Origin of the sequence: Streptomyces aquilus, from assembly GCF_003955715.1 — a bacterium.
In the GTDB taxonomy this organism is placed as follows: domain Bacteria; phylum Actinomycetota; class Actinomycetes; order Streptomycetales; family Streptomycetaceae; genus Streptomyces; species Streptomyces aquilus.
The window spans coordinates 3952502-3965248 of the sequence record NZ_CP034463.1; the positions used below are offsets into that span (position 1 = coordinate 3952502).

General features: G+C 69.9%; 15 protein-coding genes. 10 read left to right on the top strand and 5 right to left on the bottom strand.

The genetic code is table 11. The features are described from left to right. Nucleotides 1-15 precede the first annotated feature (15 nt). Nucleotides 16-456, bottom strand: a complete 441-nt coding sequence (locus tag EJC51_RS18105) for an XRE family transcriptional regulator (protein WP_166682874.1) — start codon at nucleotides 454-456, stop codon at nucleotides 16-18. A gap of 1157 nt (nucleotides 457-1613) precedes the next feature. On the opposite strand from EJC51_RS18105, the gene EJC51_RS18110 reads away from it, so the two are divergent. From EJC51_RS18110 to EJC51_RS18155, 10 genes are all read left to right on the top strand, one after another. Next, nucleotides 1614-2519 carry a helix-turn-helix domain-containing protein gene (locus EJC51_RS18110; RefSeq protein WP_126272036.1) on the top strand — a complete coding sequence of 302 codons (906 nt, stop codon included), beginning with the start codon at nucleotides 1614-1616 and terminating at the stop codon, nucleotides 2517-2519. Nucleotides 2520-2524: 5 nt separating this feature from the next. After that, nucleotides 2525-3214, top strand: coding sequence for a zinc finger domain-containing protein (locus EJC51_RS18115; RefSeq protein ID WP_126272037.1), 690 nt, complete (start codon nucleotides 2525-2527; stop codon nucleotides 3212-3214). Nucleotides 3215-3355: 141 nt separating this feature from the next. Beyond that, nucleotides 3356-3979, top strand: coding sequence for a WhiB family transcriptional regulator (locus EJC51_RS18120; RefSeq protein WP_126272038.1), 624 nt, complete (start codon nucleotides 3356-3358; stop codon nucleotides 3977-3979). Further along, nucleotides 3976-5631, top strand: a complete 1656-nt coding sequence (locus EJC51_RS18125; protein WP_126272039.1) for a hypothetical protein — start codon at nucleotides 3976-3978, stop codon at nucleotides 5629-5631. The genes EJC51_RS18120 and EJC51_RS18125 overlap by 4 nt, the downstream gene beginning before the upstream one ends. Beyond that, nucleotides 5628-5819, top strand: a complete 192-nt coding sequence (locus EJC51_RS18130; protein ID WP_126272040.1) for a hypothetical protein — start codon at nucleotides 5628-5630, stop codon at nucleotides 5817-5819. The genes EJC51_RS18125 and EJC51_RS18130 overlap by 4 nt, the downstream gene beginning before the upstream one ends. 127 nt (nucleotides 5820-5946) lie before the next feature. Next, entirely contained in the window at nucleotides 5947-6150 is a 204-nt protein-coding gene (locus tag EJC51_RS18135) for a hypothetical protein (protein ID WP_425276797.1), read from the top strand. Between the two features lie 326 nt (nucleotides 6151-6476). Beyond that, entirely contained in the window at nucleotides 6477-6764 is a 288-nt protein-coding gene (mobC, locus tag EJC51_RS48715) for a plasmid mobilization relaxosome protein MobC (protein ID WP_126272042.1), read from the top strand. Beyond that, nucleotides 6761-8476 carry a relaxase/mobilization nuclease domain-containing protein gene (locus tag EJC51_RS18145; RefSeq protein WP_126272043.1) on the top strand — a complete coding sequence of 572 codons (1716 nt, stop codon included), beginning with the start codon at nucleotides 6761-6763 and terminating at the stop codon, nucleotides 8474-8476. Before mobC ends, EJC51_RS18145 begins: the two co-directional genes overlap by 4 nt. Before the next feature lie 82 nt (nucleotides 8477-8558). Further along, nucleotides 8559-8999: a hypothetical protein gene (locus tag EJC51_RS18150; RefSeq protein ID WP_126272044.1), complete on the top strand. Its 441-nt coding sequence runs from the start codon at nucleotides 8559-8561 to the stop codon at nucleotides 8997-8999. A gap of 98 nt (nucleotides 9000-9097) precedes the next feature. Further along, nucleotides 9098-9784 (top strand): hypothetical protein, encoded by a 687-nt coding sequence (locus tag EJC51_RS18155; RefSeq protein ID WP_126272045.1) that lies wholly within the window; start codon nucleotides 9098-9100, stop codon nucleotides 9782-9784. Between the two features lie 79 nt (nucleotides 9785-9863). Here the strand turns inward: EJC51_RS18155 and EJC51_RS18160 are convergent, their stop codons facing one another. The 4 genes from EJC51_RS18160 to EJC51_RS18175 form a co-directional block, all read right to left on the bottom strand. After that, nucleotides 9864-10937: a PDDEXK family nuclease gene (locus EJC51_RS18160; RefSeq protein WP_208870720.1), complete on the bottom strand. Its 1074-nt coding sequence runs from the start codon at nucleotides 10935-10937 to the stop codon at nucleotides 9864-9866. A gap of 176 nt (nucleotides 10938-11113) precedes the next feature. Next, complete coding sequence (locus EJC51_RS18165) at nucleotides 11114-11803, bottom strand: SPDY domain-containing protein (protein ID WP_208870826.1); 690 nt, start codon at nucleotides 11801-11803, stop codon at nucleotides 11114-11116. A 75-nt stretch (nucleotides 11804-11878) separates the two neighbouring features. After that, nucleotides 11879-12160, bottom strand: a complete 282-nt coding sequence (locus tag EJC51_RS18170) for a hypothetical protein (protein ID WP_126277014.1) — start codon at nucleotides 12158-12160, stop codon at nucleotides 11879-11881. 107 nt (nucleotides 12161-12267) lie between these two features. After that, nucleotides 12268-12639, bottom strand: a complete 372-nt coding sequence (locus EJC51_RS18175) for an SPDY domain-containing protein (RefSeq protein ID WP_166682876.1) — start codon at nucleotides 12637-12639, stop codon at nucleotides 12268-12270. Between the last annotated feature and the right edge of the window lie 108 nt (nucleotides 12640-12747).

Sequence of the window (12747 nt, forward strand, 5' to 3'; positions counted from 1 at the left end):
GTAGCCGGAATTCGGCTAGTTGGAGGGCGGCAGCCCTTCCATCTTTCGCACGCCGTCCACAAGACCGAGGACCGCTTCCTTTCCGTCCGCCGAGACGTCGGACAGACGGAGAAGTACATTTTTGATCTTGGAATCACGGAGCAATTCCAGCAACTTCAGTTCCTCCGCGGTCTTTTCGGCGACTTCATCATCGAACCAATAGGCGGCGGGTACACCGAAAAAGCTTGCCAGGGCTTCGAGGTGACGCTTCGTCGGATTGTCGCGGCGGCCGGTGCGCAGCATCCAGAGATAGGTGGACGTCACAGTTTCGAGCCCTCGCTCGGCCATCAGCTCGGCCACTTCCGAGTTGCTGTACGGGCCACGGCCAGGGGGATGCACCGCTTCGAACAGGCGGTTGAGCCGGTCGCTGAGCTTCTCCACGGGAAGGCCCACCGGCTCCTCTGCTGGCTCTTTCATGATCCTTTCCAGGGGGTGCGACTTAACAGGGGTTCAGCCACTGTACTCCGCGATTAACGCCAGTTGACGCACCGATCTTGCGTATGGAAAGTTCTACCTCGCAAACGCTTTCGGCGTTCCCGCGTCCATCCTTCGGGATGCTCTGTCCGTTTCTACCGATAGGTGCGTGCGGCATGTGTGACACGTGTCACTTCCACCTGACTGCATTAGCTGCGCCTGTGTAATTGCAAAGTGAATTTGATCTTCGAATGGAAGGCGCAGAGGCGGCGGTGGAAACTCTCGATCACCTTGGCGATACCCACACGGCCAATTCCGTGCGGTCATTCGGGCACTGCGGTGCAAGGCCACCCCTCGCCATCCTCACGGACGGACGGCCGACTCCGCGCCACCGTGCCGCCGCAGGAACAGCGCGGCTGTCCTGGCTGGCGGTGTGGTGCGCCTCCCTCACCGTCATCGCGTGCGTCCCCGATACCATCTGGCGGCTCGCCGCCGACTGCCTCGGTGTGGCGGGTGCCGCCGAGCGTGCCGTCGTGGTTGGCGCCGCCGAACTCGTACGGTCCGCCACTGCGCCGCGTTGTCACATGAGATACGAGGGGACGCGGTGAGGGTCATCTCCCGGTTCGTCGAGGCGGTCAGCGTGCTGGCTGGGTCACGGCCGGCCGCCTCCATCCGCAGGCGCAGGTGCCGCCGCCCTCCGCTACGACTTGTAGAGAGTCCTTTAGCAAGGTCTGGATCTTGCCGCAGGTCCTGCATATGTTCATCGTCCCTCGCCGGGCTCCCTGCCCGGCGACAGATGACGCCAGGAGGCACATGCGGACCACGTGATCCAGCCGGGTGACCTAGCCCCGGATACAGCGACGGCGCCCTGGGAGCGGCAAACTCCCGGACGCCGAACGCCAACAGGTACTTCCGCCCCGGCAAGGGCGGAGATCTACCCACCTTCACCGCACCGGCCCTTTCCACGGGGCACACCGGCGCGGGTTTCACTACGGAGGAGAGTCCCACATGCCGCCTGCCCTGCGCAAAGGGCCGGTGTCCCCGGCTCGCGCGGCAGCCGTCCCCGCTTCACCGCCCGGTTCCAAGATCACGCACCGGTCGCCCGGTGCCCTCGCGCTGGAGTCTGCCCCCGGCACCTACCTCCCCTGGGGGGTGGCTCGATGAGCCGGGAGGCCCGCGAATGGGCGTGGGAGCACAGCGTCAGCCGCGGAAACGCGCGACTGGTCCTGCTGTCGATCGCCGACCGGATCCCCGACGAACAGTGCGTCGCCTGGGCGTCCCTCACCTCGCTGATGAAGCGGACGAACGCCAGCCGCAACGCCGTGCGCGGTGCCATCACGGCGCTGGCCGAGGCCGGCGAGCTGGAGGTGCTGGACGGCCTCGACGGCCCGCAGCACAGCACGGTCTACCGGCTGCCACGCGCCGCCGGATGGCTGGCCAAGGTCGCGGCGGCCCGCGAGGACGATCCCGAGGCGTACGTCGAGCCCCCGGCCGAGGAGGATCCGGTCCCCGCGCTGGACGTCGAGCGGCTGCGCAGACACGGGATCTGGCCCCGAACCGGGTCAGAACCCGACCCCCATGGTCAGGATCAGACCGGGTCGGAATCTGCACCCCCTCGTCAGAACCCGACCCCTCCCCGGGTCAGAACCCGACCCCCCTCCGGGTCTGAACCTGACCCCCAGAACCGTAGTGAACCGAAGGTGAACCGTAGGTACAGCAGCAGTGGTGCTGCCGGCCTCACCTCCGCCGCCGACTGGCAGGTCGACGACGCGAGCCTGTCCTGGGCCCAGCAGCAGGGACACCTCGACCGCCTCGGCGAGCACGGACTCCAGGTGGCCGACGCGAAGTGGCGCCACCACCGCGCCGACCGGAGCCCTCGCTCCGCCGCAGCCTGGGCTGCCGACTGGCGGTCCTGGATCGCCCGCGAGCACAGCCCCACACCCCAGCGCCCGAACCTCTACGCCCTGCCCGGCGGCAGCCCCGCACCGCAGGCCGGCATGACCAAAGCCGACCTGCACATGGCCGCCCTGAAAGCCGCGCTCGACGAACCGACTGGAACGGAGTAACTACCTTGGACCGCCGCGAAGTTGCTGCCGTGCTCACCTACGTCGGCCGCCTGGACCCGCGCACCATCCGCACCGACGCCGGCGAGGCCCGCGACCAGCTCGCCATGTGGCACGAGCTGCTCGGCGACGTCCCGATGACCACCGGTCAGGGCTGGGATGTGCGCGAGATCGTCCGCAAGCGCATCGTGAGTTCGCCCTACCCCGTCCTACCTGCCGACGTGGCCCGCGAGTGGCACGCGCACCGCCGAGAGCGTCTGGCCCGGCACACCGACCCGACGCCGATGGCCGACCCGGACAACCCGCAAGCCTGGCGGGCGGAGCTGCTGGCGGCGCGCGACGCCGTGGCCGCCGGGCACACCGCGCCTTCGGCGCACCGCGGGATTACCGCCGGGCGCCACCGGCCGGGCCTGAAGGACCAGCTGGCCGCCGTCGGCTCCTACATCCCGGCCGCTGTCCGCGCCGAGCTGGCCCCCTACCGCCCGGCCCGCGCCGCCCGCGAGGCCGCCATCGCCGCCGGAGGACCCGACGTCCTCGCCGTGCCGTGCGAGTGGTGTCACGCCGACAAGGGCGAGCCCTGCCGCCGACGGCGCATCACCCTCGACGGTGCCGCCCGGGGCAACGCACCGCGCGCCACCGCCCACCCCGGCCGCATCGACCGCGCCCTGGCGGCGCAGGCCCAGGCGCCCGCCGCCTGACCGCAGCCCGCTTCACAGAAACGTTCCGCCTTGCGTACGGCCCAGCCGTACCCCGCGCCCGCCTCGCAGCGCCCCGCCGCACCCCAGCCACCACCGGTGCCGAGCGATCCGCGCCGACCGAGGCGACTTCCGGAGACTGCCTTGCGCCACATCACCACCAACGACACCCCGACCCCGACTATCCGGGGCATCGCCGACCACAGCTGGCAGGCCCGTGGCTTGTGCCACAACATGCCGGCCAAGGCCATCGACGAACTGTTCTTCCACGCAGCCCGCGACCGTGCGGCCATCGACGAGGCCAAGTCGATCTGCGGCCGGTGCCCGGTGAAGAAGGCGTGCTTCGACTACGCCCTCGACAACGAGATCCGCCAGGGCATGTGGGGCGGGCTCACCGAGGACGAACGCCGCCCCTGGCACGCCAAGGTCAACAAGCGCCTGGACTACAGCCGGGTGAAGGCCGCCTTCGAGGGGCGCGACATCCACCTAAGCGACGCCGAGCGCGAGGCCGTCACCCGCCACGCCTACGTCCGCGGCTGGAGCCCTGAGCGCCTCGCGCACACGCTGCGCCTCGACCTCGACTGGGCGCGCGACCTGATGCGCAACGCCGCCCACGCTGTCGCCGACCGCGACCGCTACTGGGACCAGGCCGACGAGACCGAGCCGACCGACGAGACCACGGAGGACGACGACGTCACCTCGCCGGTGCAGGTGCCTCGCCAGGTGCAGACCGACTCCCTGATCGCCGCCCTCCGAAAGGCCGCATGACAAACGCCATCGCCATGTCCCTGCCCTACGGCATCGAGCCCGTCTACGTGGTCGCGGCCGTCGGGCTGCTCGCCCTCGCGCTTGCCGGCTGGTCGATCCGGCGTAACCGGAACCGGGCTGACGGCAAGCGCGTCGGCACCCCCGCGGTCTGGGTCTCGGCCCTCGCCGCCCTCAACTGCACCGTCTACTCCGGCGACACCAGCTGGCGGTTCGCCGCCGACTACCTCGACATGGCCGGCACCGTCGAGCGGGCCATGATGTTCAGCGCGGGTGAGGCGGCGCTGTTCGCGACCGCGCTGATGGCCCGGCAGAACCTGAAGACCCAGGGAGCGCCCGGCCTGCCCGGCGCCCTGGTGTGGGTGATCACCGGGGTGCAGGTCATCCCGGCGTACGCCGAGTCGGGCACGGTGGGCGGCACCGTGCGCGCCTTCGTCGGCCCGGTCATGGCAGCCGTGCTCTGGCACCTGGCCATGGGCATCGAGCTGCGGCTGCACAAGCCGGACGCCACCTCGCAGGGGCTCCTGGCCACGCTCGGACGCGAAGCACGAGAACGGCTCCTGTCCCGCCTGGGCATCGCCACCCGCAACCGCGACGCCGCACAGATCACCAAGGACCGCGCGACTCAGCGGGCAGTGGCCCTGGCCTCCCAACTGGCGTCGATGTCGGCAGCGGATCGCGAGAAGGACACCAGGATCATCCGTCGGCTCCAGTCGGCCCTCAGCCGAGCCGGGGTCGGCAACGATCCTCAGCAGCGTCAGGCTCTCCTGGAACAGCTGGCCGCCCGCCGGCACGCGGTAGCCCTCGCCACCGTCGAACTGCCGTCGCCCTGGGTGCACGACATGCACGGCCAGGACGCCGATCGAGAGGAGCGGTCCCCTCTCGGCCCGTCCCCGGTGACCCTGCCGCCGGACGAGAAGCAGGTCGGTCGGCGGCTGAGCGCGGTCCCCAACGACGGTCCCCAAACCGCCAGGGACGGGGACCGTGCGGAATCGGGGACGGGGACGGAGAGCGAGGGGGACCGTCCCCACACCGTCCCCAACGCCGACGGGGACCGCGTCCACAAGCCCGGCTCAAGCCTGCTGAGCAAGGGCATAGCGGCGCCGATCGGGGACCGAGACGACGTGCCCGCCAGGGCCGAAGCGGCTGATGCCGACGGGGACGGTAGTGCCGCGGACGCCCACGAAGGTGCTGCTCAGGGCGGTACAGGACGGTCCCCGGCAGCCGTCCCCAATGGCGACGAGGACCTGGAGCACCCGGACACCGAAATGGGGACGGGGACCGAAGGGGACCGTCCCCACACCGTCCCCAACACCAACGGGGACCGCGAACACCCCGACACCGAAACGGGGACGGAAGCCGAAGGGGACCGTCCCCACACCGTCCCCGGACGCCGGAAGACGAAGGCACAGCGGAGTCGGCCGGGTGGCGGGAAGTCCAAGCGCCCTCGGCGGAACCAGATGAGCGTCGAGGAGCGGGTCAAGATCGTCCGTCCTCACGTCCCCGAAAAGCTGGAGCGGGACGGCAACGCCTCCATCACCCGTCCCCAACTGCGCGAGATCTATCGCGACCTGGGGCTGCCGGGCGGCCGGAACGAGAGCCTGACGCCCGTCCTGGAGCGGCTGCGCGCCGAGGCAAGGAGTGCGACCCGATGAAAGCCTGCCGCAGGTTCGCCGCCATCAGGGCCGAGTTCGAGCGGGACGTCAGCTTCCTGCGCGGCCACGCCGAGCGCCACCAGGGATCCGCGCCAGCGAAGACCAGCGCGAAGAACGCCGTCTCGGTGAAGCGCAACATGGCGCGGGCCCTCAACACGCACCTCGACCGCTGTCGCGAGTGCGGCTGACACCTGCAAAGCAGCAGGTCACACCCCTGAATCCACATTACCCGTGGTGGCCCGGCTCCGGTCGGGCCACCGCTCCTGCCACGAAGGGATCGCCATTCCTACCCGCCACCCGCGTACGCACATCCCGTTGACCGCTGAGGCCGGCGCCTGGGCGGACGTGCTCGTGCGCCACCAGCTGCTGCACACCGCCGTACTGGCCCCCACTGGCCAGTGGCTCGTCCAGCACCACCCCGACGCGCCCGTACGCGTCCTGGCCGGCGCGACCGCCATGGTCGACCTGGCCGCCGAGATCCAGCACCGCATCCGCACCACGAGGAACCACGCCCGGTGACGAACCCGACAACAAACCCGGCTCCCACGCCCGAGGAGCCGGAAGCCAACTCGACCTCAGCGCAAGCAAGATGGAGGTTCGGACACTCCCCCGCGGGGGGAGTGTCCGAACCAGTCCCCGCCCCAGGGGTGGCGGGGCCCGACCAGCGCCAGGGGGCGCAGGTCGGGAAGGCTGCGACCGAGGGCGGATCGCAGCCAGGGCCCACCCGTTCGGGGCGGGCCAAGGGGAAGTCGCGCCCGCGCGACAAGAAGCAGCGCCGCGCCCACAGCGTCCGCCTCAACGAAACCGAGCACACTCTCATCCAAGGGGGCGCAGACGCCGTCGGCATGAGCACGGCTGGCTTCCTCGCATACTCCGGCCTGGCCATGTCCCGCGATCAGTCGCGCACCGCCGTGGCCATCGCCACCGAACGCGATGTGCTCACTGAGCTGTTCGCCGCACGCCGGCAGCTCGGCTGGGCCGGCAGCAATCTCAACCAGGTCGCCAAGGCCCTCAACACCGGTGGCGAGGTTCCTCACCTGGCGGCAGTCATCGCCGACATTCAGCGCGCGGCCAAGTCGGTCCAGGCTGCCGCGGACAGGGTGGCCAACCGCCAAGCAGGCGAGGCCGCTTGATCCCCCAGGTCCACAAGCAGGGCAGCGAGACCCTCTTTCTGCTCAACTACCTCTACGGCAAGGGCAAGTGCGAGGAGCACATCGACCCTCACCTGGTCGCCTCGTTCGACGGCATGGCCCCCGACCCTGGCCGTGACCCGGGCGTGACGAGAAGGGATCTCCAGCAGCTCCTCGACCAGCCCTTGCAGCTCCTCGACCCCGAGCAACGCCCCGAGAAGCACGTGTGGCATCTGTCCGTACGAAACGCCGCCGAGGACCGCGTCCTGTCCGATGAGGAGTGGGGGCAGATCGCGCGCCGCATGGTGGCCGCAACCGGTATCGATCCGGGCGACGGTGCGGGCTGCCGCTGGGCGGCCGTTCGCCACGCCGATGACCACATCCACATCATCGCCACGCTCGTACGCGAGGACGGCCGCCGTCCCGACCATCACCGCTCGGGCAAACGCGCCCAGGCCGAGGCCCGTCTGCTTGAGGTCGAATACGGCCTGCAGCGAGTCAATCCTGGGGACGGCACCGCGGCGAAGAGGCCCACCAGTGCCGAGCGCCACAAGGCCGAACGCCAAGGCCGGGAGCGGACTGCTCGTGAGGAGCTGCGCGAGACGGTGCGCCGCGCCGTCGCCGGCGTGCGGAGCGAAGGGGAGTTCTTCGACCGCCTGACCGCTGCCGGCGTCCTGGTCGAGACGCGCGTCGCGCCCTCCGGTGACCTCCTCGGCTACAAGGTCGCGCTCACCGACGACCTCAACAAGGATGGCGTGCCCGTGTTCTATCCCGGCTCGAAACTCGCCCCTGACCTCTCCCTGCCCCGTATCCGTGAGCGGTGGTCCGGCGATGCCGCCAGCGGCGATCCCGACCCGGATCGTTCGGCTGGTTCGGCGCGCGTCACTCCCTCGACCGCTCGCCGCCAGGCGACGTCGGCGTCTTGGCAGGCCGTACTCATCATCGACCAGGGCGACGACGGACAGATTTCCGCGGTGATCGCCGCGTACGGTGAGGTGCTCGACGCGCTCGCCAAGACCTCGGCCGCGCACACCCGTCGTGAACTTCGAGAAGCGGCCTGGGCGTTCGAGCGGGCCTCCCGCTCCCACATCCGGGCCGAGCGGGGCCACGACCGGGCCCTGCGGCAGGCTGCCCGAGACCTCGTCCACGGCGGGCCCGCACTCGGCCGCGGGCCGGACGGCGCCACCACCGCCATGTTGATCGACATGGCCATCTTCTTCGTGCTCGCCGCCGCCCACTGGCACGGGAAGAAGGAGCACGCCCAGCAGGCCGCTGCTGCCCGCCAGGCCGCCGAGCATCTGCGCGCCGCCTACCAGGCCGCCGCACCGATGTACCTGGGCCCCATGCACCAGCGTGGCCGGAACCTGTCCCAGCCCCTGCAGCGCAAGCAGACCGCCTACCTTCGCCGGGCAGTTCCGGAGCTGGCCGAGCAGGTCCTCGCCGAGCCGGGCTGGTACGCCCTGGCCGCCACCCTCGCCGACGTCGAGCGCGCCGGGCACGACCCGGCCGCGCTCCTGGCCAAGGCCGCCGAGCGACGGGAGCTGGACACCGCGGAGTCGATCAGCGACGTCCTCGTGTGGCGGCTGCGACGCATGGCCGACCTGCCCGCAGACCCGTCCGGCGCGCCCGAGCACACCACCACTGCGCCCACCGCCACCCGCCCTCCCGCGAAGCGGCCGGCGAACCGAAAGGAGCGCTCCGCCAAGTCCCGCTGAATTCAACAATCTTAGAGTTGCAGCAGGTCAGGGACTTACGGCACTCTCCTCGTGCAGGCGAGACGACAGAGATGGAGACGGCATGTTCCGAGGTAACCGTGCGGACCGAGAGTTCCGTGAAGCCCAGCGTGCCGGCCAGGCGCTGCTGGCCATGCATACCGAGTGGCCCGAGGCTCCCGCCCCGGTTTCGGCGCCCGCCCCGGCCGCGCCGACCGACTCCACAGTGGTGCCCGACTTCCTGCCGCCGGAGTTCCGGGCGCCGTGCCGCCAGGACGTGTCGGGCTTCATGATGCGCTGGGACCTGCCGCTCGTCATCGACGGCGAAGTCCACGCCTGCCACTGCGGTGCGTACCGGAACTGGATCGTCTTCAACATGCGCGACGACTCGGTGTGGCTGCGCTGCGAGGCCGGCCACGAGGCACACGAGACCCGGCTGGACAGCGCCTGGTACAACCGCAACTCCGGTCCGGTCGACCACTTCCACCCCACCCTCGAAGACGGCCTGCGCCACCTCGGCCACTGAGATGCGCGAAACCCCTTCCCTCATCCCTGCGTTCGTCGGCACCCGGAGGGCCGACCCGGTCAGACCATCCGTCTCGCATCGCCAAAGGGGTTTTTCGTATGCGCCGCTCCACCACGACCGCCCTCGGTCTCAGTGCCGTCTGCACCGTCCTCGTCCTGACCGGCTGCGCCGGCCATGCCGAGTCCGCCGACTCCTCCGCCGCCGCGCACCGGGGCGGTAGCACGCCCTCGGCATCCGTGCCGCTGTCGTCGACTCAGCTGAACCAGCGGCTGCTCAACGAGAGCGACCTGGGCGAGGGCTACACCCGCAAGCCCGGGGCCCCTCGCCGCAACGACGACGTGACCGTGATCGGCTGCCCGGCGCTGGAGAAGCTCGGCGGCGACACAGCCTCCGGCTCCGGTCTCGACTTCGCCCGCAAGGCGAAGGTGTCCTTCACCTACAGCGGCAGCAGCAGCTCCGAGGTGAGCGAGGAGCTGTACAGCGACAGCGCCGCAAAGCTGTCCAAGGGCATGTCGAAGGTCTTCGACGCGATGCTCTCCTGCCCCGCCTACCAGGTGACGTCGGGCAGCACCGTCATCGACATGGGCACCGAGAAGTCGACCGCGCCGGACCTCGGCGACGAGCAGTGGAGCCAGCTGCTCACCTTCTCCGCCGGCGGACAGCGCAGCGTCGTCAGGCAGACGGCGATCCGCACCGGCAACATCCTGGTCGTCGTCTCCGGCTCGCCGGGCCTCGTGGACACTCACCTGGACAAGGCACTCGCCAAGGCACGCACCGCACGCTGATCCGCTCCTCCACCTGCCCCGGTGTCCGGGCCTGTCCACCCGACAGGCTCGGACACCGGGGTTTTGTCGTAGGCGGAGATCAGCCGTCGAGACGGAGTTCGCCTGGCTCGTAGCGGAGTTGGAAGGTCTGCGCGTGCTCCCCGTGCATCCAGTACAGGGTCATGGTCGACAGCATGCTGCGCTTGACGTACCGGGTGCGGGAGGGCATTCCTTCGTCCTGCGCGACGATCCACTTCTCCACCCGCTCGGGCAGGCCGAACCGCAACGCATAGGCGTCGGGGTGTTCCGCGGAGCGCAGTTCCCAAACAGGGTGTGACGCTGCCTGGTTGATGCGTCGCAGGCGCACCGCATGCGTGGGGTGCGCACGAGCGTATTCCACGAAGCCGTAAAGGTCGTCCGAGGCCAGGCCCAGGACGAACGGCGCGGCAGGAAAGGCCAGAACAAGGCCCAACTGTGACCGGCTGTACAGGGCCTGTGCGAGGTAATCGAGGGGGCCGCGAATCGTATCGGGCAGTTCCACGTCCCCCGGGTCCATTTCCAGCAGCGGGCCACGAAGGTACGTCCGTATCTCGCGCACCTTCGGCCGCTCGGCCGCCGGAGTCGCTTCAAGCACGGCGTGGATCGTGTCGGCGGTGTTCTTGACGAGATTCCGCAGCACGTCGAAGTCCGGTGCGGAGAGATCGATCAGGGATATCTGGTGAGCCAGCGCGTAATCCTGCGCCTCCGGGCTGAAGCCGGACGTGGAGAAGATCGCGTAGCTGTAGCGGTATCGCGTCCGAGGCCGGCCCGTTCCCGGAGCAGAGAGTGTGGTGGTCTCGCCCTCGTTTACGTCGTGGATCACACCGTGGCCATTGCGGACGGTGGGCAAACCGACAGGGGCTGTGGTCAGGTACTTTGCCTCGACGAACAAGCGGACCGGCAGGGAGAACGGCGGGACGTACCGGAACTGTCCCAGCGCGTCGACCTGGTGCCAGGCACCGCGTCCGCGAACCAGCAGACCGTTCTTGTCCTCCTTCAGGACCTTCCACGGCTCTTTGTCCTGGTCGTCGGCGGCCGTGAGGACCTCGAACCCACTGGAACGCAACAGCCAGGCCAGCACCTCCTCCAGGAGGTAGCCGCGCAAGGGTCCTTTGCCGATCACTTTGACAGCCACGCAGGCGATCCTACGTACGGCCTTGATCTTGGTTTCAGGGTGCCGTCCCGTGCTCGGATGCCGGTACGGCAAAGGCCCAGTGGTTCCGCTCCAGTAAAGAGCGCGGAACCACCGGGCCTGGGAGAAGGGGCACCCTCCGTCGATCACCCGCCTCGGTCAGCGGCTACTCGCAGCCGTCAGCCACGACGGACGACGGTGAGACGGTCCTCCGCGCCCACGGGCAGCGTGCGGCGCGGCACCGGGCCGGGTGCGGCGAGCGAGGAGGCGAAGGCTGCTACCAGCTCGTGCGGGGCGCTCGCGCTGAAGCTCGCGCACCACAGGTACGGCGCCCCGAGCACGGGCTCCGCCCACGCCTGCCACCCCAGAAGGTCATCGCGGGGGTCGGCGTCGTGGATGAGCGGCGGCAGCATCTCCAGCGAGACGTTCGTGGAGAAGCCGGGGTCGGTGGCGGTCGTATGCGGGCAGTCCATGTCGCGCAGCCAGCCCCGGGCGCCGAGTGCGGTCAGTACCGCCTCGGCGTTCTCGAGCCCGACGTCGGGCGTCTCGCTCGCGTCGAGCGCGAGCAGGAAATCGGTGAGCGCCTCGTGCGGTACGCCAGCGGTGAAGTACGCGTTCCACTCGGTGAGCGCCGAGTCCGGGTGCGGGCGGGCCGACACTTGCCAGGCGACCGGGAGGCCGCCCAGCTCGAACGGGTAGGAGGCGAGGATCCACTCGGCGCCGCGCAGGCCGTCGGGGCTCACGTACAGCAGGGAGTTGCGGGACGTCGGCCACATGCGCCAGCCGAGGTCGGTCAGGGTGTCGCCGATCCGCTCGGCGAGGACGCCGTCATCGCCGGCCAGGTGGCGCGGGGCGACCCAATACGTCAGGTCGGGCGAGACGGGGTGGGAAGGATCGATGGGGTGGTGCGGGTGCAGGGGCGCCTCCGTCAGTTCGAGGGTGGGTCAGTGGCCGTCGTTCGGCCGGGTGGCGCCGCGTCGGCGGCGCGGGGGTGCATCGACCGGCCCCTGCCAGGCCAGGGCGACGGCCACGGCGGGCGGCAGGGGGCCGAACTGCTCGGCCTCCGGCGACTCGGCGATGTAGACCATCGGCCGGCCGTGCTCGTCCACCGATTTCTCCACGCCGCCCAGGCGGTGGGCCATGGGGAAGAAGGGGTTGATGGCGAGACGGGCGGGTGTGTCACGGTCGAAGGCGGACAGTGCGTCGATGATGTCGCCGACGGTCATCTCGGGCGAGTTCGGGGCCAAGGCGTTCTCCTAGCGGTAGTGGACGAATCCGCGCGAGCAGGGGCAGGGTACGCGGGGCGCGTATATGGGGAGGGCGGACGTGCCCGTCACAGGGGTCGGGAGGTGGACAGGATCCGGGCCGCGGCATCGGCGACGATCTCCGCCGGCGTGTCCGTGGAGAAGGCGATTCGGTAGCCGGGGACGTTCGCGGTGCCGGTGACGGCGATGACCCAGCCCTCGCCCGTCACCCAGTCCTCGTCGGCGCCGCCTGGCCGGCCGTTCGGGAAGTAGCCGAGGTAGAACCGGCCGTCGCGCGAGCTGATGTGCACGTCGGCACGGTCGTCGACGATGTGGGTGAAATCGGTCTGCGAGAACTGGTCGATGACGTCCATCGCCTGGCCGGCTCCGAGCTTCCAGGAGCGGAGCCGCAAGGCGGCGACCGTGGTGGCGAATCCGGGTCGCGACGCATCCAATGCCACAGCATCACCTCTCTGACCTGGGATTTTCCGGAAGGTCGTTCAGGTTGACATGCTGTTGCGACGTTCACCAGTCCTTTGGGGATCTTCCTCGTCTGCCACCGGCGAACT